This window comes from Otariodibacter oris (assembly GCF_009684715.1).
Taxonomy (GTDB): domain Bacteria; phylum Pseudomonadota; class Gammaproteobacteria; order Enterobacterales; family Pasteurellaceae; genus Otariodibacter; species Otariodibacter oris.
In genome coordinates this window covers 1,245,178-1,266,794 of sequence record NZ_CP016604.1, presented here as the reverse complement: position 1 = coordinate 1,266,794, position 21,617 = coordinate 1,245,178, and the positions used below count along the sequence as shown (strand labels likewise).

Annotated in this window: 19 protein-coding genes; 17 read left to right on the top strand and 2 right to left on the bottom strand. The window is 34.8% G+C overall.

Annotated features, from left to right (window positions below; translation table 11 throughout):
• Positions 1 to 43 precede the first annotated feature (43 nt).
• The 5 genes from A6A10_RS05875 to A6A10_RS05855 all read left to right on the top strand — a co-directional run bounded on the left by A6A10_RS05875 (position 44) and on the right by A6A10_RS05855 (position 5,000).
• Positions 44 to 382 carry a carboxymuconolactone decarboxylase family protein gene (locus A6A10_RS05875; protein ID WP_121121038.1) on the top strand — a complete coding sequence of 113 codons (339 nt, stop codon included), beginning with the start codon at positions 44 to 46 and terminating at the stop codon, positions 380 to 382.
• Between the two features lie 221 nt (positions 383 to 603).
• Positions 604 to 1,383, top strand: a complete 780-nt coding sequence (locus A6A10_RS05870; RefSeq protein WP_121122252.1) for a threonine/serine exporter family protein — start codon at positions 604 to 606, stop codon at positions 1,381 to 1,383.
• 4 nt (positions 1,384 to 1,387) lie between these two features.
• A complete protein-coding gene (locus A6A10_RS05865) occupies positions 1,388 to 1,852 on the top strand; it encodes a threonine/serine exporter family protein (protein ID WP_121121040.1) in 465 nt (154 codons plus the stop codon).
• A gap of 35 nt (positions 1,853 to 1,887) precedes the next feature.
• Entirely contained in the window at positions 1,888 to 4,080 is a 2,193-nt protein-coding gene (locus A6A10_RS05860) for a tetratricopeptide repeat protein (RefSeq protein ID WP_121121042.1), read from the top strand.
• Positions 4,065 to 5,000, top strand: coding sequence for a DUF2971 domain-containing protein (locus tag A6A10_RS05855; protein WP_121121044.1), 936 nt, complete (start codon positions 4,065 to 4,067; stop codon positions 4,998 to 5,000). The genes A6A10_RS05860 and A6A10_RS05855 overlap by 16 nt, the downstream gene beginning before the upstream one ends.
• A gap of 66 nt (positions 5,001 to 5,066) precedes the next feature.
• On the opposite strand, the gene asnS is transcribed toward A6A10_RS05855, so the two are convergent.
• Positions 5,067 to 6,470, bottom strand: a complete 1,404-nt coding sequence (gene asnS, locus A6A10_RS05850) for an asparagine--tRNA ligase (protein ID WP_121121045.1) — start codon at positions 6,468 to 6,470, stop codon at positions 5,067 to 5,069.
• 162 nt (positions 6,471 to 6,632) lie between these two features.
• Here asnS and ppx point away from each other — a divergent pair, with 162 nt between their 5' ends.
• From ppx to A6A10_RS05825, 5 genes are all read left to right on the top strand, one after another.
• A complete protein-coding gene (gene ppx / locus A6A10_RS05845) occupies positions 6,633 to 8,141 on the top strand; it encodes an exopolyphosphatase (protein ID WP_121121047.1) in 1,509 nt (502 codons plus the stop codon).
• A 190-nt stretch (positions 8,142 to 8,331) separates the two neighbouring features.
• The gene (gene nanQ / locus A6A10_RS05840; RefSeq protein ID WP_121121049.1) at positions 8,332 to 8,796 is read left to right on the top strand and encodes an N-acetylneuraminate anomerase; all 465 of its coding nucleotides are present in this window, start codon (positions 8,332 to 8,334) and stop codon (positions 8,794 to 8,796) included.
• 9 nt (positions 8,797 to 8,805) lie between these two features.
• Positions 8,806 to 9,672, top strand: coding sequence for a MurR/RpiR family transcriptional regulator (locus A6A10_RS05835; protein ID WP_121121051.1), 867 nt, complete (start codon positions 8,806 to 8,808; stop codon positions 9,670 to 9,672).
• An 88-nt stretch (positions 9,673 to 9,760) separates the two neighbouring features.
• Positions 9,761 to 10,642, top strand: a complete 882-nt coding sequence (nanA, locus tag A6A10_RS05830) for an N-acetylneuraminate lyase (protein ID WP_121121053.1) — start codon at positions 9,761 to 9,763, stop codon at positions 10,640 to 10,642.
• A gap of 108 nt (positions 10,643 to 10,750) precedes the next feature.
• Positions 10,751 to 11,506, top strand: a complete 756-nt coding sequence (locus A6A10_RS05825) for a TatD family hydrolase (protein ID WP_121121055.1) — start codon at positions 10,751 to 10,753, stop codon at positions 11,504 to 11,506.
• A 67-nt stretch (positions 11,507 to 11,573) separates the two neighbouring features.
• Here A6A10_RS05825 and glnS read toward each other — a convergent pair whose 3' ends face one another.
• Entirely contained in the window at positions 11,574 to 13,250 is a 1,677-nt protein-coding gene (glnS, locus tag A6A10_RS05820) for a glutamine--tRNA ligase (RefSeq protein ID WP_121121057.1), read from the bottom strand.
• Positions 13,251 to 13,482: 232 nt separating this feature from the next.
• On the opposite strand from glnS, the gene hisC reads away from it, so the two are divergent.
• The 7 genes from hisC (at position 13,483) to degS (ending at position 21,617) form a co-directional block, all read left to right on the top strand.
• Entirely contained in the window at positions 13,483 to 14,577 is a 1,095-nt protein-coding gene (gene hisC / locus A6A10_RS05815) for a histidinol-phosphate transaminase (RefSeq protein ID WP_121121059.1), read from the top strand.
• A 54-nt stretch (positions 14,578 to 14,631) separates the two neighbouring features.
• Positions 14,632 to 15,927, top strand: coding sequence for a 3-phosphoshikimate 1-carboxyvinyltransferase (aroA, locus tag A6A10_RS05810; protein WP_121121061.1), 1,296 nt, complete (start codon positions 14,632 to 14,634; stop codon positions 15,925 to 15,927).
• Positions 15,928 to 16,047: 120 nt separating this feature from the next.
• Positions 16,048 to 16,476, top strand: coding sequence for a universal stress protein (locus tag A6A10_RS05805; RefSeq protein WP_121121063.1), 429 nt, complete (start codon positions 16,048 to 16,050; stop codon positions 16,474 to 16,476).
• A gap of 180 nt (positions 16,477 to 16,656) precedes the next feature.
• Complete coding sequence (gene alaS, locus A6A10_RS05800; protein WP_121121065.1) at positions 16,657 to 19,281, top strand: alanine--tRNA ligase; 2,625 nt, start codon at positions 16,657 to 16,659, stop codon at positions 19,279 to 19,281.
• A gap of 57 nt (positions 19,282 to 19,338) precedes the next feature.
• A complete protein-coding gene (csrA, locus tag A6A10_RS05795; RefSeq protein ID WP_121121067.1) occupies positions 19,339 to 19,515 on the top strand; it encodes a carbon storage regulator CsrA in 177 nt (58 codons plus the stop codon).
• Positions 19,516 to 19,658: 143 nt separating this feature from the next.
• A complete protein-coding gene (gene galU, locus A6A10_RS05790; RefSeq protein WP_121121069.1) occupies positions 19,659 to 20,546 on the top strand; it encodes a UTP--glucose-1-phosphate uridylyltransferase GalU in 888 nt (295 codons plus the stop codon).
• Between the two features lie 18 nt (positions 20,547 to 20,564).
• Positions 20,565 to 21,617 (top strand): outer membrane-stress sensor serine endopeptidase DegS, encoded by a 1,053-nt coding sequence (gene degS / locus A6A10_RS05785; RefSeq protein WP_121121071.1) that lies wholly within the window; start codon positions 20,565 to 20,567, stop codon positions 21,615 to 21,617.

Here is a 21,617-nt window from a genome sequence, read left to right as displayed (position 1 = left end):
ATGAATTAATCAATCTTTAATCTATCTATAAGAGAGGATAATTATGTTTATAGATTGGAAACAACACCTTGATCATCTTAAAAAATCTTTTGCTCAGTTAGGAAAAAAACACCCTAAGATGCTACAAGCTTATGGAGCATTAGATGCTGCAGCAGCAGAAGGAAATGTGCTTGATCCGAAAACACGTGAATTAATTGCACTTGCGGTTGCGATTACTACTCGTTGTGAAAGTTGTATTGCGGCTCATGCGGAGCAAGCTGTAAAAGCAGGAGCAACAGAAGAAGAGGTAACAGCAGCATTAGCGACTGCAATCGAACTCAATGCAGGTGCAGCCTATACTTATTCATTACGTGCAATAGAAGCATTTAACGCACAAAAATAAGTTTTAAATATAGTGTTATTTTACCCTATTAAATTGGTCATGATTTAATAGGGTATTTTGTTTTTCCTCTCTGATTTCATTCACTTTTCTCAATTATTTTTTAGATTAAAATAAATTTCTCGCCTTTTTTAGCAATAATGATTTAAAACAAACATTTTTTAGCGAAAGTTCATATAATATTCACATGAAATTTTTAATAAGAGGTCTTGCGAATTATGCTAATGGAATCAACTTGTAATGAAGAGCGTCAAAGGGAAGTCACTCGGCTTTGTATTCATGCTGCGTTATTGCTTTTACAGCATGGTGCAGAAAGTACGCTGATTGTACAACTTACTCACCGATTAGGCGCAGCGTTAGGCATGGAAAGTGTGGAATGTGCCTTAACTCCGAATGCGATTATATTATCGACTATCCTTAATGGACATTGCATTACGACAGTACGGAAGAATCAGGATAAAGGGATCAATATGCAAATCGTAACAGAAGTTCAGCGTATTATAATTACCGCTGAGCGTAAAATTTACGATTTTGATATGGTGAAGAAGAAGTTACATAATTTACCCGCCTTTAAATATAATCGATATTTAGTCGCCTTTATGGTTGGGTTATCTTGTGCCTGTTTTGCTCGATTAGCGGGAGGCGATCCTATGGTTTCCCTTGTTACCTTTTTCGCATCCACTCTTGCTATGTTTGTTCGCCAATTTTTAGGTGCGAGGCATTACAACCCTGTTATTGTTTTTGCTTGTACTGCCTTTGTGGCTTCGGTTGTAGCAGGCTTATCCCTTAAATATCAAATTGGCAATGAACCGCAAATCGCATTGGCTTCAAGTGCCTTATTACTTGTTCCCGGATTCCCGCTTATCAACGCCTTGGCGGATATATTAAAAGGGCATATTAATATGGGATTAGCACGCTGGACGATTGCAACAGTACTGACTTTTGGGGCGTGTTTAGGCATTGTATTAGCATTGAGTGTACTTGGTATTACGAATTGGGGGTAATAAAATGGAATTTCTTTTACAATTATTAGATGATTTTATCGTTTCTGCGATTCCAGCAGTGGGGTTTGCCTTGTTGTTCAATGTACCAAAAAGAGCATTGAAATATTGTGCTATTTTAGGGGGATTAGGACATACATTCCGATTTATACTGATTCATTTTGATATGCCTCTTGTGTTTGCTACTTTCTTTGGCGCCAGTTTAATTGGTTTTATCGGTGTGCATTTTTCCCATCGTTATTTAGCCCATCCTAAAGTGTTTACCGTTGCCGCTATTATCCCAATGATCCCCGGTGTTTACGCCTACAAAGCCATGATCTCGATTGTACAAATCCATCACTTTGGTTGGTCAGAAGAATTATTTGTTGAAATGACTAATAATTTTATTACCACAGGCTTTATTTTAGGTGCGTTAGTCTTTGGCTTAGCATTACCAGGGTTATTGATATATAGACAGAGACCGGTAGTGTAAGTTATTGGAATAATAGACGTACTAAGGAATAGATAATGGGTAATAAACAGAAAGCTATAGAGTTATTTAAGCAAGCAAAAGAGTTTTATGATCAAAATGAACTTGATAAAACGATTGAATTATTGTCGAAAATAAAACGAGAGGATGATAAAGAAACTTTTGCTAAATCAAGAGTGAATTTGGGCGTATTGCTTGAAATGCTAGATAGAAAAGAAGAAGCGATAGAGAGTTATAGAGATATTAATCGAGAAGATGGTAGAGAATATTTTGCTCAATCAAGAGTGATGTTAGGTGTCTTATTTAGTCAGCAAGGAAAGCTAGAAGAAGCGGAAGCAAGTTATAGGGAAATAAATCGAGATGATGATAAAAAGCAATTTGCGTATTCAAGATTTAACTTAGGTAATCTTTTTAGGGAACAAGGTCGAGAAGAAGAAGCGATAGCGAGTTATAAAGAGATTGCACGAGAGGATGATGCCGAACAATTTGCTAACTCAAGATTTAATTTAGGCATATTGTTCAGTGAATTAGGTAGAAAAGAAGAAGCGATAGGGAGTTATAAAGAGATTGTAAGAGTTGATGATAAAAAAATTTTTGCACAATCAAGATTTAATTTAGGTAATCTTTTTAGGGAACAAGGTCGAGAAGAAGATGTGATAGGGAGTTATAAAGAGATTGCACGAGAGGATGATGCCGAACAATTTGCTAACTCAAGATTTAATTTAGGCATATTGTTCAGTGAATTAGGTAGAAAAGAAGAAGCGATAACGAGTTATAAAGAGATTAATCGAGAAGATGACAAAGAAATTTTTGCTAAATCAAGAGTGAATTTAGGCTTATTGTTACGAGAGCAAGGTCGAGAAGAAGAAGCGATAGGGAGTTATAAAGAGATTGTAAGAGTTGATGATAAAAAAATTTTTGCACAATCAAGATTTAATTTAGGCATATTGTTCAGTGAATTAGGTAGAAAAGAAGAAGCGATAACGAGTTATAAAGAGATTAATCGAGAAGATGACAAAGAAATTTTTGCTAAATCAAGAGTGAATTTAGGCTTATTGTTACGAGAGCAAGGTCGAGAAGAAGAAGCGATAGGGAGTTATAAAGAGATTGTACGAGAAGATGATACCAAACAATTTGTCAACTCAAGATTTAATTTAGGCGTATTACTTGATGAATTAGGGAGAAAAGAAGAAGCGATAACGAGTTATAAAGAGATTAATCGAGAAGATGACAAAGAAATTTTTGCTAAATCAAGAGTGAATTTAGGCTTATTGTTACGAGAGCAAGGTCGAGAAGAAGAAGCGATAGGGAGTTATAAAGAGATTGTACGAGAAGATGATACCAAACAATTTGTCAACTCAAGATTTAATTTAGGCGTATTACTTGATGAATTAGGGAGAAAAGAAGAAGCGATAGAGAGTTATAAAGAGATTAATCGAGAAGATGACAAAGAAACTTTTGCAAAATCAAGATTTAATTTAGGCGTATTACTTGATGAATTAGGGAGAAAAGAAGAAGCGATAGGGAGTTATAAGGATATTAAGCGAAAAGATGATAAAGAAACTTTTGCACAAGCAAGAGTGAATTTAGGAGTATTACTTGATGATTTAGATAGAAAAGAAGAAGCAATATCGTGTGTTAAAGATGTTAAGCTAGGGGACAATAAAGAAATTTTTGCTATATCAAGATTGGTGTTAGGAATATTACTTAATGAATTAGGTAGAAAAGAAAACGCGGTAAACAGTTTTAATGAGGTTAAGCAAAATGCTAATAAAAAAATTTTTGCTATATCAAGAGTGAAGTTAGGAATATTACTTGATGAGTTAGATAGAAAAGATCAAGCTGTAGATAGTTATAGGGATATTAAGCGAGAGGATGATAAAAAACAATTTGCGTATTCAAGATTTAATCTTGGTGTATTACTCGATAAGTTAGATAGAAAAGAAGAGGCGATAGCGAGTTATAAAGAAATTAAGAGAGATGATGATAAAGAAACTTTTGCTGAATCAAGATTTAATTTAGATTTGCTTATATCTAAATTAGATAGAAATAAAAAAAAGGTGATAGATTATAAAAAAATTATTAAAGAAATCATAGAAGATTATAAAGATATTTCTCAAGATTATGAATATGGATATAAAAATGTTATTAGAGCTAAAATTAATTTAGAAGAAAAGAAAATAGATAAAAAAATCTCCAGTATATCTTTGATAATGTGCATGTTATTTTAGATAGGTTGATTATAAAAGATAAAGAATATGAGGAGTATGTTGCTCATTACACTAGACCTACTATAGCTTTTAAATTAATAGAAAAAGGAAGCCCATCAAAACTTAGATTAGGTTCTATTAAGAATGTTAATGATCCTATGGAAGGCAAGGTATTAAGTAAGTATTTAGAATACAATGAAACTGAAAATGATGATCTCTTAACATTTGTAAGTTGCTTTACTTTTAATCATGATAGTCTTAATCAATTTAGGTTATATGGTAAAGAAAATAATGAAGAAGCATCAGGAACTAGTCTAGTTTTGGATTGTGACTCTTTCTTTAATCAAGATAATAATATTTCATTAGCATTTCAATTTTATAATTTAACAAAAAATAAAGTTGATAGTAAACTAAAAGGAAGTGGGGATAATAATGGCATTTTTTTACCACTGTATAGATGTATTTATATAGATCCAGAAAGTAATTATCTTTCTTTAGCCTCTCGAGATAAAATTACATTTTATAGGGATAATAGTGGTGAAAAGTGGGATCTTTATTTTAAGAATATTGCAAAAAGAACAAAAGAAATCGATGGTTTGTTAAATAAGATTAAAAGGAAAGTTACAAAAATACCAAAAAGCTCTTATTGGCTATTAAATGAAATTTTATTACCATTAAAATATCTTATTAAGCATGCTGCATTTGAAGAAGAACAAGAGGCAAGAATTTTTTATATTGCCTCTTTATGGGATAAAAAAATTCATGCATCTCTAGATGAAATGTATATTGAATATGGTAAGGAACTTTCTGAGAAAAATATTCATAAAGTTTATCTATCAGTTGGAGCAAGTAAATATCAAGATATCTTTAGAAGAGAGCTTAATGATATAGAGGGTGAAGTTGTAAAAGTGTCCAAGAATCCATTTAGAAACAAAAAATAAGAAAAATGTAAAAAATGCCAGAGAATCCTTTCATTTCTCTGGCATTTTCGATTTTTAATCGACTAATTAGAAATTCGCATTACGTGGCGCACGTGGGAATGGAATTACTTCACGGATATTTTGAAGTCCTGTTACATAAACGATTAAACGTTCAAAACCTAGACCAAATCCTGCGTGGGGTACTGTGCCGTATTTACGTAAATCACGATACCACCAGTAATCTTCTGGATTTAAGCCCATTTCAACCATACGTTTATCTAAGACATCTAAACGTTCTTCACGTTGTGAACCACCGATGATTTCGCCGATTCCCGGTGCAAGTACGTCCATAGCTGCTACTGTTTTACCATCGTCATTTAAACGCATATAGAAAGCTTTAATATCTTTTGGATAGTTTTTCACAACTACTGGCGATTTAAAGTGTTCTTCTGCAAGGTAACGTTCGTGTTCAGATGAAAGATCGATTCCCCATTCAACTGGGAATTCAAATTTCTTACCTGATTTTAATAGCACGTCGATTGCATCGGTATAGTCAATTTGCGCAAAGTCTGAATTGATGAAGTTTTCTAGGCGGTTAATTACATTGCTATCAATGTGTTTAGCGAAGAATGCCATATCGTCTTTACGTTCTTCTAATACGGCTTTGAATACGTATTTCAACATTGCTTCAGCAAGTTTTGCATCATCTTCTAAGTCAGCAAATGCGATTTCAGGCTCAACCATCCAGAATTCTGCAAGGTGACGAGTCGTATTTGAGTTTTCCGCACGGAATGTTGGCCCAAAAGTGTAAACTTTACTTAATGCACAAGCGTAGGTTTCTGCATTTAACTGACCAGATACGGTCAAAAATGCTTCTCTACCGAAGAAGTCTTCATTGAAATCAACTTTGCCATTGTCTGTGCGTGGTAGGTTTTCGACGTCTAATGTAGAAACACGGAACATTTCGCCCGCACCCTCAGTATCTGATGCTGTGATTAATGGCGTTGCTACCCAGTAGAAACCTTGTTCGTTGAAGAAGCGATGGATTGCTTGCGCTAAACAGTGGCGAACACGGGCCACTGCACCAATTAAATTTGTTCTTGGACGAAGGTGTGCCACTTCACGTAGGTATTCGATTGAGTGACGTTTTGCTGCCATTGGATAAGTATCAGGATCTTCAACCCAACCCACCACTTCTACATTATTTGCGTGTAATTCGACCGCTTGTCCTTCTGCTGGGGACTCAACCACTTTACCTGTTACGATAACAGAACAACCTGTTGTGAGGTGTAAAACTTCGTCTTGGTAATTTGGAACGTCATTATTCACAATGGCTTGGATTGGATCAAAGCAAGAGCCGTCATATACAGCTAAAAAAGATAATCCAGCTTTAGAATCACGACGGGTTCTTACCCATCCACGAACGGAAACTTCTTCTCCTACTGCGATTTTGCCTGATAGGATTTCCGTAACTGATGGAAATTTAGACATATTTACCTCGGTTTATAAAATGAAATAGATTTTACTTGAAAAATGCCAAGCATTTTACTAGAAATTACTAGGAAAGATAAGGAAATTATCTACATTAAATAAAAAAATGTTACACTAAAAACAATAATATTTTACATGGTTTTATACAGAATAGAGGCATATATGCGTCCCGACTTTGATCCCCCTCGAGAATTTGCAGCTATTGATCTTGGCTCTAATAGTTTTCATATGATTATTGCTAGGATTGTGAATGGTTCGATTCAAATCTTATCTAGAATTAAACGTCGTGTACGTTTGGCTGAGGGGCTAGATGAAAATAATGTGTTAAGTCAAGAAGCCATTAATAGAGGTGTAGCGTGTTTATCATTATTTGCTCAACGTTTAATGGGCTTTTCTGCCGAAAATGTCAAGGTGGTGGGGACTTACACATTGCGTAGTGCTGTTAATAATCAAGATTTTTTAGATCAAGCAAGATCCGTTTTTCCATTTCCTATTGAAATTATCTCGGGTGAAGAAGAAGCTAAACTAATTTATTCAGGTGTAAGCCATACTCAGCCAGAAAAAGGCAGAAAATTGGTAGTTGATATTGGTGGTGGATCAACGGAGATGACGATTGGTGATAATTTTATACCTTTGAGAGCAGAAAGTCGTCATATGGGATGTGTGAGTTATGGTATACGTTTTTTCCCTAATGGCGAATTGACTAAAGAGCACTTTGAACAAGCCTATTTTTCAGCATTAAAAACCATTGAAGATCTATCAGAAGAGTACAGACAGTTGGGGTGGAATCACGTATTGGGTTCATCGGGGACAATTAAAACAGTCAGCAAAGTACTAATTGCCAATGGGTATCGTGATGGGTTTATTACAGAAATTAGATTAAAGCGTGTTATCGACCGTTGCTTAAAATTTGATAATTTAAATCAAATTGAACTGAAAGGTTTAATAGAAGAGCGAGCTGATGTCTTAGTACCAGGCTTAGCTATTTTATTAGCTCTTTTTCATACTTTTCATATTCATTCTATGCGATATTCTGATGGAGCATTGCGTGAAGGTGTGATGTATGGTTTGGAAAAGCAGTTTCAGGTGAATGATATTCGCCAACGTACCGCAGAAGGATTAGCAGAACAATTCAATATTGATCCAATTCAAGCCGAAAAGGTAAAAGAAACGGCAATTATTTTATTTGATCAAATTAAAGTTTGGCATAATAAAAAGCAGATTGCTGAATTAAAAGCCATTTTAAGTTGGGCGAGTTTATTGCATGAAGCGGGCATTAGTATTAATCACAATTATTTCCATCGTCATTCAGCGTATATTGTTGCAAATAGCGATTTACCAGGCTTTGATATTGAGCAGAAGCATTTATTAGCAACATTGATACGCTATCATCAAAAATCATTTAAAACGACAGATATTCGTAAGCTCAATCGTTTTCAGCATCAAGATGTACTTGTCTTATTAAGGATTTTCCGTTTAGCTGTGATTCTTAATCGGTCTCGCCAAGCGACACATTCTCCAGAAAAGTTGCGTTTAAATATTTTCGAGGATGCATGGAATCTCTCCTTTGAACCTGATTTTTTAATTCAGAATCCTTTGTTACTCAATGATCTTGAAGAAGAACAGATATTATTGTCTAGGATTCAGCTAAATTTATTCATTGAGAAATAATTAAAAATGCCACTTAAAATTTTAGTGGCATTTTTTATAGATTGCTAAAAAGTGATCTATATCGCATTTTTTTCATTTATTGCTTGTTATTTGTCTCAGAAATATTTAATCTATGGAGTATATCTTCTTTTAAAATTATTTTTGTGGAGTGGAGTATTCATGATTGCTACTTCCAGTGTAGGAGACTTATATGTTATTAGGTGATTTATCTCGTTCTGATTGTACTGATTCATTACACCCAGTATTTGCACGTTTATGTAAAAAATTACAAACATTAGATTTACCGAATTTACCGCTAGGATGGCAAGAACTAGAGGATGGTATTCAAATGAATGTTATGGAATTTAAAACAGCTGGTGCAGAGACAAAACAAGCAGAAATGCATCGTAAATTCATTGATATTCAAGTGTTGATTAGTGGTGATGAAGCTGTTAATTATAGTGTAACTCAGCCAACTCTTGAATTATTTGATGAGTATCGCGATGATGATGACTATCAATTGATTCCTGAAGTTGAAAATAAAAATACAGTTGTTCTAAAACCTAATATGTTTGCTATTTTTATGCCTTATGAGCCTCATAAGCCTGGGATTTCTGTCAATGGCGATAAAATGTTGAAAAAAGTGGTGGTAAAAGTTCCAGTAGAAATGTTATAGGAGCTAAGTATGTCATCTCGAGGAAAAATTCTAGATACCATTGGTGCATTACAGGCGAGTTTAACTAAAACAGAGAAGAAGATTGCAAATGCTATTTTGGCTCAACCAGGATTATTAGCTCAATGTTCTTTATCTGAGGTTGCATCACAGTTAGATGTTGGTGAAGCGACATTCATTAGATTTTGTCGAACACTTGGTTTCAAAGGATATACTGATTTTAAGCTTGATTTAGCGATTGAATTAGCTACTCAAGAAAAAGAGAGCAGTACACTATTGGATACGGAAGTATTAGAAAGTGATACATCTCAAGAAATTGCAACTAAGTTACATTCAACCTTGCATAACGTTATTGCAGAAACGATTAATCTATTAAATTATGATGATTTAGAAAAAGTAGTTTCTGAATTACGTAAAGCGGACAGGATTTTTCTATTTGGAGTTGGAACATCAGGTATAACAGCCGAAGATGCAAAACATAAGTTGATGCGTATTGGTTATCAAACAGATGCAGTAACTAATAATCATTTTATGTATATGCAAGCCTCATTATTAAGAAAGGGGGATGTTGTAATTGGGATTAGTCATTCTGGATATTCAGAAGAAACGACTAGAGCATTACGTATCGCAAAGGATAATAAGGCAAGAACAATTGCTATCACACATAATTTGCGTTCACCAATTACTGCGGTAGCTGATTATGTGTTAATTAATGGTAACCGCCAAGGTCATATGCAGGGCGACTCCATTGGAACCAAAATGGCACAGCTCTTTATTTTGGACTTAATTTATACCTTATTAGTAAAATCTGAGCCAAATAAAGCGATTAAGAATAAGCAGAAAACACTTAATGTTATTTTGGAACAACGGATTAAATAATTTTATCAAACTTTTAAGCGGTCAGTTCTGCGAGAAACTTTGCAAATTATACCGCTTATATTATTTACTTTAGTAAAAGGACTAAGCAATGAAAAATTTAAAAGGTATCTTTAGTGCATTATTAGTTTCATTTAATGAAGATGGAACAATTAATGAAAAAGGTTTACGTCAAATTATCCGCCACAATATTGATAAAATGAAAGTGGATGGTCTATATGTTGGTGGATCAACTGGTGAAAACTTCATGCTTTCAACTGAAGAGAAAAAAGAAATCTTCCGTATTGCAAAAGATGAAGCAAAAGACCAAGTTGCGTTAATTGCACAAGTTGGTAGCGTAAACTTAAAAGAAGCAGTAGAACTGGGTAAATATGCAACTGAGCTTGGTTATGATAGCTTATCAGCAGTAACTCCTTTCTATTACAAATTTAGTTTCCCTGAAATCAAAAACTTTTACGAAACAATTATTCGTGAAACAGGTAGCCCAATGATCGTTTACTCAATCCCATTCTTAACAGGGGTAAACATCGGTGTTTCTCAATTTGCTGAATTATTCGAAAATCCAAAAATCATTGGTGTGAAATTCACAGCAGGCGATTTCTACCTATTAGAACGTTTACGTAAAGCATTCCCTAACCACTTAATCTATGCTGGTTTCGATGAAATGATGTTACCTGCATCAGTATTAGGTATTGATGGTGCAATCGGTAGTACATTCAACGTAAATGGTATCCGTGCTCGTCAAATTTTTGAATTAGCACAACAAGGTAAAATCAAAGAAGCATTTGAAATTCAAAATGTAACAAATGACTTAATTGAAGGTATCTTAGGTAACGGTTTATACCAAACAATCAAAGGTTTACTTGAATGCGAAGGCGTTGAAGCAGGCTACTGCCGTGAACCAATGACAAAAGAATTAAATGCGAAACAAAAAGAAGTTGTTAAAGAATTAAAAGCAAAATATCTTTCATAATTTTGTATTTAGTTAATGGAGAGGCTGTTAGTGATAACAGCCTTTTTTCTTGTCTGATAATTGGTAAAATAAATGCTCAATCTAACCGCTTGTAAAGTAGGATTTGATATGTTTGATAGCCATATTCATTTAGATCAGTTTACCGATGAACAAATTGAAACTATTTTTAGTAATGCTAATTTGTCTGGTGTAATTGCAGTAGCAACTGATTTAGCCAGTACTCAACGTTTATCCCATCTTAAGCAGAAATTTCCTAAGATTCAGTTTTGTGCTGGATTTCACCCTGAACAAACATTGCCTACATTAGAAGAAAAATTACAATTATTTGATTGGATTGAATCTCACCAAACGGACCTTATTGCAATTGGCGAAGTAGGATTGCCTCACTATTTAAAGCAAGAACGAAGCGATATTAATTATAAAGAATATATTGATTTACTTGAGCAATTTATCCAGTTAAGTCAGAAATATGGTTTACCGATTGTATTACATATCGTTTATGACGATACAGAAATCGCCTTAGCATTACTTAAAAAATATCAGATTAAAAAAGCCCATTTTCACTGGTATAAAGCAAGTGATGAAATGATTCAGCAATTATTACAAACCCCCTATATGGTCAGTTGTACACCTGATATTTTATGGAATCAGAAAACCAGAAAAATCGTTCAAAAATTTCCTCTAGAACGAATAATGGTTGAAACCGATGGCCCTTGGCAACATGAGGGTTTTGAAACAACTGATATTGAATCACAGTTAATGGCAGTGATATCGGAAATAGCTAAGATTAAAAATCTTTCGCAAGAAAATGTTTTTCAGCGGGTAATGCAAAATATACGGGAGTTTTATTTTGATGGGAGGTAACGAATGAGAGGTATAAAAAAAGATCAATAATGAGTTATTGATCTTTTTTTATAGGTAAGATTGCTAATTAGAACGCAACGCTTTCTTTTAAACTTACAGTTAAATTAAATACAAGGTGATCTGCATTGCCATCTTTACTATCTAAACAGTAGTAACCTTCACGTTCAAATTGGTAGCCTTGTCCAACTTGCGCATTCGCTAAGTTTGATTCCACAAACCCTTGTTTGATGGTTAAAGAATTTGGATTAATCACACTATTGATATCTTCTTCTGCGCCTGGATTAGGTACAGTAAATAGACGATCATAAATTCGGAATTCCGCAGGTTTATTCTTGGTTGCAGAAACCCAATGAATAACGCCTTTTACTTTACGTCCATCACTCGGGTTTTTACCCAATGTTTCAGGATCATAACTACAAAAGATTGTGGTGATCTTACCGCTTACATCTTTTTCTACACGTTCAGCTTTAATTACATAAGCATTACGCAAACGCACTTCTTTACCAAGCACAAGGCGTTTAAATTGTTTATTCGCTTCTTCTCTAAAATCCGCTTCATCAATGTAAAGTTCACGGGTAAATGCTAATTCTCTTCGACCAAGCTCTTCACGATTTGGGTGATTAGGTGCACTTAAAATTTCTTCCCCTTCAAAGTTTTCGATAACAACTTTAACAGGGTTGATTACTGCCATTGCACGAGGTGCATTAGTATTTAAGTCATCACGAATACAAGCTTCTAATGCGCTGTATTCCACGACATTATCTTGTTTAGTGACACCAATACGGCGGGCGAACTCTCTCAATGATGCAGGAGTATAACCACGACGACGTAAGCCTGAAATAGTTGGCATACGAGGATCATCCCAACCATCGACAATTTTATCTTCAACTAATTTTAATAGTTTACGTTTAGAAGTTAGCGTACCTTCTAAATTTAAACGTGAAAATTCATACTGATGTGGTAATGGTCTTTCAATCGAAATATTTTCTAATACCCAATCGTATAAACGACGGTTATCTTGGAATTCAAGTGTACATAATGAATGGGTAATGCGCTCGATTGCATCGGAGATACAATGGGTAAAATCATACATTGGATAAATACACCATTTATCGCCAGTTTGGTGGTGGCTGGCAAATTTAATACGGTAGATAACAGGATCACGCATTACCATAAATGGTGAAGCCATATCAATTTTTGCACGCAAACTTGCTGTACCTTCTGCGAACTCCCCATTCTTCATTTTTTCAAATAGGGCAAGATTTTCCTCTACTGAACGATCACGGTAGGGGCTATTTTTACCTGGTTCAGTGAGCGTTCCACGGTATTCACGCATTTGCTCAGGAGAAAGTTCATCCACATAAGCTAAGCCTTTCTCGATTAATTCAATTGCATAACCGTGTAATTGATCGAAATAGTCAGATGCATAGCGAGGCTGCCCTTCCCATTTAAAACCTAGCCATTCAACATCTTGTTTAATTGAATCAACGTACTCAACATCTTCTTTTACGGGGTTAGTATCATCAAAACGAAGGTTGCATAAACCGTTATAGTCTTCCGCAATGCCAAAATTTAAACAGATAGATTTTGCGTGCCCGATATGCAAGTAACCATTAGGTTCTGGTGGGAAACGAGTGTGAATAGACTGGTGTTTTCCTGATGCGAGATCTTCATCAATAATATGGGTAATAAAATTCTCACGAACATCATTGTGTTCATTAGTTAAAATATTTTCTTTGCTCATACCTTTCTCGTTTTAGTGGAAAATAACTATTTATTCTACACTTTATAGCTAATAACTTAAATAGATATTCGTAGAGTTTCATAGAGTATAGAAATCAAAAACTATATTCTTTATCAAAATGCTGAATTTATTATGTTTGTGTGTTGAAAAAAACAGCAAAAAAAGGCTATCTGTTTTATTTTAAATAGGCTATGATTCTGATGAATCAATTAAATAATAACGGAGGTTCATAATGCAATTTATCAACATCGCAAACGAAGGGGTAAAAACTCTCTCGCCTTACCAACCAGGAAAACCCATTGAAGAATTAGAACGCGAACTGGGTATTCAAAATATCGTCAAATTAGCCTCAAATGAAAATCCTTTTGGGATTCCAGAAAGTGCTAAAAAGGCTATTCAAGAGCAGTTTGCAGAGTTGACTCGTTATCCTGATGCAAATGGCTATGCTTTAAAAGAAGCTATTGTTGAAAAGTTTGGTGTAAATATGGATCAAATTACATTAGGTAATGGTTCAAATGATTTACTTGAATTGATCGCTCATACTTTTGCTTCGGAACATGATGAAATTATTTTTTCACAATATGGATTCGTCGTATATCCTCTCGTTTCACAAGCAATCAATGCGAAAGCTGTAGTTATTCCAGCAAAAGATTATGGACATGATTTAGATGCATTTATAGCGGCTATAACAGATAAAACCAAATTAATTTATGTCGCTAATCCTAATAACCCTACTGGTACATTCTTAACCCATGAACAAATTGATTCATTTTTATCAAAAGTCCCAGAAAATGTGATCGTGGTATTAGATGAAGCTTATACGGAATTCACTTTACCAAGTGAGCGAGTAGATTCATTTGCACTTTTGAAAAAATATTCAAATTTAGTTATTTGTCGTACGCTATCTAAAGCATATGGTTTAGCTGGATTGCGTGTTGGTTATACTGTTTCAGATCCAGAAATTGCAGATTTATTTAATCGAGTACGTCAACCATTTAACTGTAATAGTTTAGCTCTTGCTGCAGCAATTGCTGTGCTTAAAGATGAAGACTTTATTGAAAAAGTAGCTGAAAATAACCGTGTAGAAATGGCTCGTTATGAACAGTTCTTTAAAGAAAATAATTTAGAGTATATTCCATCTAAAGGTAATTTTATTACTGTAGATCTTAAACAACCTGCGTTACCAATCTTTGAAAAACTATTGAGAGAAGGGGTAATTGTTCGTCCAATTGCGGGTTATGGATTACCAAATCATTTACGTATTAGTATCGGCTTACCTGAGGAAAATACTAAGTTATTTAAGGCATTATTGAAAGTCTTAAAGTAAGTTATAGTAAGTCATTAGAGTCAGCTAAATTATTTGAAATAAGGATTTTATTTTATGGAAAAACTTGTTCTCGAACCAATAGAGCATATTGAGGGAAAAATAAATTTACCTGGCTCAAAAAGCTTATCTAATCGAGCTTTGCTCTTAGCTGCATTGGCTGAGGGCAAAACTAAAGTGACTAATTTGTTAGATAGTGATGATATTCGACATATGCTAAATGCATTAAAGCAATTAGGTGTCGAATATCAACTTTCAGAAGACCGAACTATTTGTGAAGTACAAGGGATTGGCGGAGCATTTAATCTTCAGAATGGCTTAGCATTATTTTTAGGTAATGCAGGTACTGCAATGCGACCTTTAACAGCAGCATTATGTCTGAAAGGAAAAAATGAGGCTGAGGTTGTTTTAACGGGTGAACCTCGTATGAAAGAACGTCCTATTTTGCATTTGGTTGATGCACTACGCCAGTTAGGTGCGGATATTAATTATTTAGAAAAAGATGGGTATCCACCAATCGCAATTAGAAATTCGGGATTGCGAGGTGAAAAAGTCCAAATAGATGGTTCCATCTCATCTCAATTCTTAACAGCGCTATTGATGGTCGCACCACTGTGTGAAAATGATATGATCATAGAAGTTGTGGGGGATTTAGTATCAAAGCCTTATATTGATATTACTTTAGCAATGATGTCTGATTTTGGCGTTTCTGTTTCCCATGAAAATTATCAACAATTTTTTGTCAAAGGCAGACAGATTTATCGTTCACCTCAGCAATACTTGGTGGAGGGGGATGCCTCTTCTGCCTCTTACTTTTTAGCGGCAGCCGCAATAAAGGGTAAAGTAAGAGTGACTGGAATTGGGAAAAATTCCATACAAGGTGATCGATTATTTGCTGATGTATTAGCAAAAATGGGGGCAAAAGTCACTTGGGGAGATGATTACATTCAAGTGGAAAAGGATAAACTTCATGGCATTGATATGGATATGAATCATATTCCTGATGCGGCAATGACGATAGCCACAACTGCTTTGTTTGCCGATAGAGAAACTGTGATTCGTAATATTTATAACTGGCGAGTGAAAGAAACTGATCGCTTAACAGCTATGGCCACAGAGCTACGTAAAGTTGGTGCAGAAGTGGAAGAAGGTAAAGATTTTATCAGAATTCAACCACTAGATTTAGCGCAGTTTCGTTTAGCGGAGATTGAAACTTACAATGATCATAGAATGGCAATGAGCTTTTCCCTTATAGCCTTATCAAATACTCCAGTAACAATTTTAGATCCTAATTGTACGGCAAAAACTTTTCCAGAATTTTTTACATTATTTAATCAAGTTAGTATTCGATAAAAATAAATCATAGCTATTTTGTAAAGAATTTTTAAAATTTGAGAACTTTGTCAAATAATCACCAGATATAATGTGCTAACATCCATACACTAGATTGTTTAACTACTGAAGGAGTTTATTATGTATAAACATGTTTTAGTCGCGGTAGACCTTTCCGAAGAAAGTTTAGTTTTAATTCGTAAAGGAGCAAAAATTGCAGAAAGATCAGGGGGAAAATTATCTTTAATTCATGTTGATGTAAATTTTTCTGATCTTTACACAGGATTAATTGATATAAATATGTCCACAGTTCAAGATTCAGTCACTGAAGAAACTACTCAAGCGTTAGATGCGTTAGCTGAAAAAGTGGGATATCCTGTTTCTGAACGTCTAAATGGTAGCGGTGATTTTTGTCAGGTATTAGAAGATGCTGTCAAGAAATATGATATAGACTTATTAGTAACTGGACATCATCAGGATTTTTGGAGTAAGTTTATTTCATCTACTCGTCAAGTGATGAATAATATTGCGATAGATATGTTAGTTGTTCCTCTTTCAAGTGAGCAATAAATTAGAATAATCTGACCGCTTGTTATTACAATATGTAACAAGCGGTTATTTTTAGTATAAATTTTCCAATTCTTTGCGCTATTTCATAGCAAAACTCCTTAAAAAATGTGTAGAATAGCAACATATCTGCTAGGTAAACAAATTATTACCTACATAATTTTATCTATTTAGAGTATTTAAATGAAAACAACTTCAGAAATTAGACAATCCTTTTTATCTTTCTTTAACAGTAAGGGGCATACCATTGCTCCGAGCAGTTCTTTAATTCCAGAAAACGATCCTACATTACTATTCACCAATGCGGGGATGAATCAGTTCAAGGATGTTTTTTTAGGTGTGGACAAGCGTAGCTATACACGAGCAACAAGCTCTCAGCGTTGTGTTCGTGCTGGTGGTAAACATAATGATTTAGAAAATGTGGGTTACACTGCGCGTCATCATACTTTCTTTGAAATGTTGGGTAATTTTAGCTTTGGTGATTATTTCAAAAAAGATGCTATTTCTTATGCATGGGAATTTTTAACATCTTCAGAGTGGTTAGGTCTACCTAAAGAAAAACTTTGGGTAACAGTCTATGAAACTGATGATGAAGCCTATGATATTTGGAATAAAGAGGTCGGAATCCCAGCAGAACGTATAATTCGCATTGGCGATAATAAAGGGGCACCTTATGCCTCAGACAACTTTTGGCAAATGGGTGATACAGGCCCTTGTGGACCTTGTACAGAGATTTTCTATGATCATGGTGATCATATTTGGGGAGGTCCTCCAGGTTCTCCAGAAGAAGATGGCGATCGCTATATCGAAATTTGGAATGTGGTGTTTATGCAATTCAATCGCCAAGCAGATGGCACCATGGAAAAATTGCCAAAACCATCTGTAGATACGGGGATGGGATTAGAGCGTATTAGTGCAGTATTACAACATGTGAATTCCAACTATGAGATCGATATTTTCCAAACATTAATCAAATCTGTTGCAACACTTTTAGATGTACAAGATTTGGATAATAAATCATTGAGAGTTATCGCTGATCATATTCGTTCTTGTGCTTATTTAATTGCTGATGGTGTAGTGCCTTCAAATGAAGGTCGTGGATATGTCCTTCGTCGTATTATTCGTCGAGCAGTCAGACATGGCAATCTTCTCGGCGCAAAATCAGCTTTCTTCTATAAATTAGTACCGACATTAGCAGAAGTAATGGGGCAAGCAGGTGAAATCATCACAGAAAAACAAGCTCTTATTTCAAAAACGTTGAAAGCAGAAGAAGAACAATTTGCGAGAACCTTAGAAAGAGGATTGGCTTTACTCGAAGATGCGCTATCTAAGCTTGATGGAAAAGTGCTTTCAGGGGAAGTAGCATTCAAACTTTATGATACCTATGGTTTCCCATTAGATTTAACGGCTGATGTTTGTCGTGAGCGTGATATTACGATTGATGAAGATGCTTTTGAGCGTGAAATGCAAGCTCAAAGAGCAAGAGCTCAAGCAAGCAGTAATTTTGGTGTTGATTACAGTAATGTGATCAAAGTAGATGGTACAACGCTATTCAAAGGATACGAAGTTACAGAAACAGAAGCAAAAGTAGTTGCCTTGTTCACTAATGGCAAGTCTGTTGACAGTATTCAATCGGGTGAAAATGCAGTCATCGTACTTGATCAGACCGCTTTTTATGGTGAGTCTGGCGGGCAAATTGGTGATAGCGGTCAGATTTCATCAGATATTTGCAATTTTACTGTAACAGATACGCAGAAATATGGAGCAGTGTTTGGACACATTGGTCAGTTAGTTTCTGGATCATTAAGTGTCGGTGATAGTGTATTTGCTCAGGTTGATCAAGAAAGAAGAAAAGCGATTACACTCAACCATAGTGCAACCCATTTATTGCATGCTGCTCTGCGTCAAGTACTTGGCGATCATGTCGCTCAAAAAGGATCTTTAGTTGCAGAAAATATGTTGAGATTCGATTTTTCTCAACCTGAAGCAATTGCTAAAGGTGATTTAGAGGAAATCGAACGCATTGTTAATCAAAAAATCCGTGAAAATATTGTTGTTAAAACGGAAGTAATGGATTTAGAAGAAGCAAAACAGAAAGGGGCAATGGCATTATTTGGTGAGAAATATGGTGATCGTGTTCGTGTACTCACTATGAGTGAATTTTCAATCGAATTATGTGGTGGTACTCATGTAAAACAAACTGGTGAAATTGGATTATTCAAATTCACTTCAGAAGGTGCTGTTGCTGCAGGTGTTAGACGGGTTGAAGCAGTAACAGGCGAAGCTGCGATTGCTTTATTGCATAATCAACAGAGAGTTCTAGACCAAAGTGCTGAATTACTTAAATCCGATAGTCATAGTCTGATTGAAAAAATACAGCAGTTGCAAGATAAAGCAAAAAAAGCGGAGAAAGAGTTACAACAATTAAAAGAAAAATTGGCTTCACAAGCTGGTGGTGAGTTAGCGAAACAAGCTAAACAAATAAATGGTTGTAATGTTATTGTTAAACAGTTAGACAATGTTGATGCAAAAGCATTAAGAACAATGGTCGATGATTTAAAAAATCAATTGGGTTCAGCGGTTGTAGCTTTTGCAACAAAATCAGGTGAGAAAGTCAATCTGATTGTAGGAGTAACATCTGATTTAACTAGCAAGATTAATGCAGGAGAACTTGTTGGTTTAATGGCTCAAGAGGTTGGAGGAAAAGGTGGTGGACGACCAGATATGGCAATGGCTGGTGGATCTAATCCAGAAAATATTCCTCAATCACTTGATTTTGCAATGAATTGGATTCAAGCAAAACTATAGTGAAATAAGCAAGGTACAGGGATGTTACTTTGCTATGCGTAATGTAAGGAGATTATTATGCTTATTTTGACACGCAAAATAGGAGAAAGTCTGTTAATTGGCGATGATGTCGAAATCACAGTGTTAAGTGTTAGAGGCAATCAAGTTAAATTAGGAGTAAAAGCACCTAAGGAAATTGCTGTACATCGCGAAGAAATTTATCAAAGAATAAAGTCTTTAGCAGATAATCAATAATAATTATAAATTCTACATGTATTTCATTGGCTAGATCGAGCTGTTTCTAGTTACTACTGAGTATGAATGTATCTGTATTTTTTAGATATATTTCGAATCGGTGTTAGCTAGCAGTTAAATCATGATTGTAAATAAGGATGTCTATGAAGGTAATTATTCCTGTAGCAGGGCTTGGTACTAGAATGTTGCCCGCAACAAAAGCTATTCCTAAGGAAATGTTGACAATTGCAGATAAACCACTAATACAATACATTGTTAATGAATGTGTTGCTGCTGGTATTCGAGATATTGTATTAGTTACACATTCATCTAAAAATGCGATAGAAAATCATTTTGACACATCATTTGAATTGGAAACAATGCTAGAAAAGCGAGTTAAGCGTCAATTGCTTGATGAAGTGAGGTCTATTGTACCTAAAGATGTTACTATTATGCATGTTAGACAAGGTCAAGCAAAAGGGTTGGGACATGCAGTGTTATGCGGACGATCATTAGTGGGAGATGATGCTTTTGCCGTAGTTTTACCAGATGTGTTACTTGCAGATTTTTCAGCAAATCAAAAGCTAGAAAACTTAGCTGCTATGATTGCTAGATTTAAAGAAACAGGTAGAAGTCAAATAATGATTGCCCCTGTAGATAAGAATGAAGTAAGTAATTATGGTGTTGTTGATTGCCAAGGCGTGTCTTTAGAGCCTGGTAAGACAGCAAAAATAAAAAATATTGTGGAAAAACCTCCTATTGATAAGGCTCCTTCAAATTTTGCAGTTGTTGGTCGTTATGTTTTTTCTGCAGATATTTGGGATTTACTGGCCAAAACTCCAATTGGGGTGGGGGATGAAATTCAGCTTACTGATGCTATAGATATGCTTATTTCAGAGCAAGATGTTGAAGCTTTTCATATGACAGGCAAAACTTTTGATTGTGGAGATAAATTAGGTTATATGAAAGCTTTTGTTGAATATAGCTTAAATCATGATAAATATGGTAAACAATTTAGCGAATATCTTAAAAACTTGGCAGAATATTTATAAAATAGGGATAAGTTATTCTTGAATACACTTAATACAAAAAAAATACTACAAGCAATAGCATTTGGTTTATTTTGTGCAATCCTTATTATTTATGTTACACCACTTGTTAATAATAAGATGGATGTATGGAGAAATAACGATATCATAAGTTATAATGATGCTGTTGTGGTTGCATCCCCTGCTGTTGTTAATGTTTATAATCAAACTTTTGATACTAATAATGTCCAACGCAATCAGGAGTTAACGGTTAATAATTTAGGGTCTGGTGTTATTATGACGGATTCTGGTTATATACTGACTAATAAACATGTAATTGAGAATGCAGATCAGATTATTGTCGCTTTACAATCAGGATCAGTATTTAATGCAACTCTTATTGGGTCGGATATGCTAACAGACCTTGCAGTATTAAAAATTGATGCTCAACATCTACCTACTATTCCTCAAAATCCAGATAGAATTATCAGAGTTGGGGATGTAGTCTTGGCTATTGGTAATCCACTAAATTTAGGGCAAAGTATTACTCAAGGTATTATTAGTGCAACTGGACGATATGCTCTTTCTGATGGTGGACGTCAAAATTTTATTCAAACAGATGCGTCTATCAATAAGGGGAATTCTGGTGGTGCTCTTGTCAATTCAAAAGGCGAACTTATAGGCATTAATACACTTCAGTTAGGTCGAAATTATGATGAGTTAGCTGAAGGGTTAAATTTTGCTATTCCTATTGATTTGGCAGATGATGTGATGAATAAAATTATCAAAGATGGTAAAGTGATTCGAGGATATTTAGGGGTTAATAGCGTATTATTTTATTCAGCTAAACAGTTAGGATTAAGTGATAATGGTGTACTTATTACCCGAGTTGCTAAGGGAGGGCCAGCAGATATAGCAGGTATTTTACCGAATGATATTATTTTAAAAATTGGTGATATTGATGCAGAAACACCAACACAAATGATGAATGATATTGCAGAAATGAAACCTAATACTGAGGTGCCAGTATTAATTTCTCGCCAAGGTAATATCATTAAGTTAGATGTAGTGTTAGGAGAGTTTCCTGAGTTATAA

Bases quoted from the DNA above. Each gene is read 5' to 3' on its own strand.
- A6A10_RS05875 (WP_121121038.1), top strand. From the start codon at position 44: ATGTTTATAGATTGGAAACAACACCTTGATCATCTTAAAAAATCTTTT.
- A6A10_RS05870 (WP_121122252.1), top strand. From the start codon at position 604: ATGGAATCAACTTGTAATGAAGAGCGTCAAAGGGAAGTCACTCGGCTT.
- A6A10_RS05865 (WP_121121040.1), top strand. From the start codon at position 1,388: ATGGAATTTCTTTTACAATTATTAGATGATTTTATCGTTTCTGCGATT.
- A6A10_RS05860 (WP_121121042.1), top strand. From the start codon at position 1,888: ATGGGTAATAAACAGAAAGCTATAGAGTTATTTAAGCAAGCAAAAGAG.
- asnS (WP_121121045.1), bottom strand. From the start codon at position 6,470: ATGTCTAAATTTCCATCAGTTACGGAAATCCTATCAGGCAAAATCGCA.
- ppx (WP_121121047.1), top strand. From the start codon at position 6,633: ATGCGTCCCGACTTTGATCCCCCTCGAGAATTTGCAGCTATTGATCTT.
- nanQ (WP_121121049.1), top strand. From the start codon at position 8,332: ATGTTATTAGGTGATTTATCTCGTTCTGATTGTACTGATTCATTACAC.
- A6A10_RS05835 (WP_121121051.1), top strand. From the start codon at position 8,806: ATGTCATCTCGAGGAAAAATTCTAGATACCATTGGTGCATTACAGGCG.
- nanA (WP_121121053.1), top strand. From the start codon at position 9,761: ATGAAAAATTTAAAAGGTATCTTTAGTGCATTATTAGTTTCATTTAAT.
- A6A10_RS05825 (WP_121121055.1), top strand. From the start codon at position 10,751: ATGTTTGATAGCCATATTCATTTAGATCAGTTTACCGATGAACAAATT.
- glnS (WP_121121057.1), bottom strand. From the start codon at position 13,250: ATGAGCAAAGAAAATATTTTAACTAATGAACACAATGATGTTCGTGAG.
- hisC (WP_121121059.1), top strand. From the start codon at position 13,483: ATGCAATTTATCAACATCGCAAACGAAGGGGTAAAAACTCTCTCGCCT.
- aroA (WP_121121061.1), top strand. From the start codon at position 14,632: ATGGAAAAACTTGTTCTCGAACCAATAGAGCATATTGAGGGAAAAATA.
- A6A10_RS05805 (WP_121121063.1), top strand. From the start codon at position 16,048: ATGTATAAACATGTTTTAGTCGCGGTAGACCTTTCCGAAGAAAGTTTA.
- alaS (WP_121121065.1), top strand. From the start codon at position 16,657: ATGAAAACAACTTCAGAAATTAGACAATCCTTTTTATCTTTCTTTAAC.
- csrA (WP_121121067.1), top strand. From the start codon at position 19,339: ATGCTTATTTTGACACGCAAAATAGGAGAAAGTCTGTTAATTGGCGAT.
- galU (WP_121121069.1), top strand. From the start codon at position 19,659: ATGAAGGTAATTATTCCTGTAGCAGGGCTTGGTACTAGAATGTTGCCC.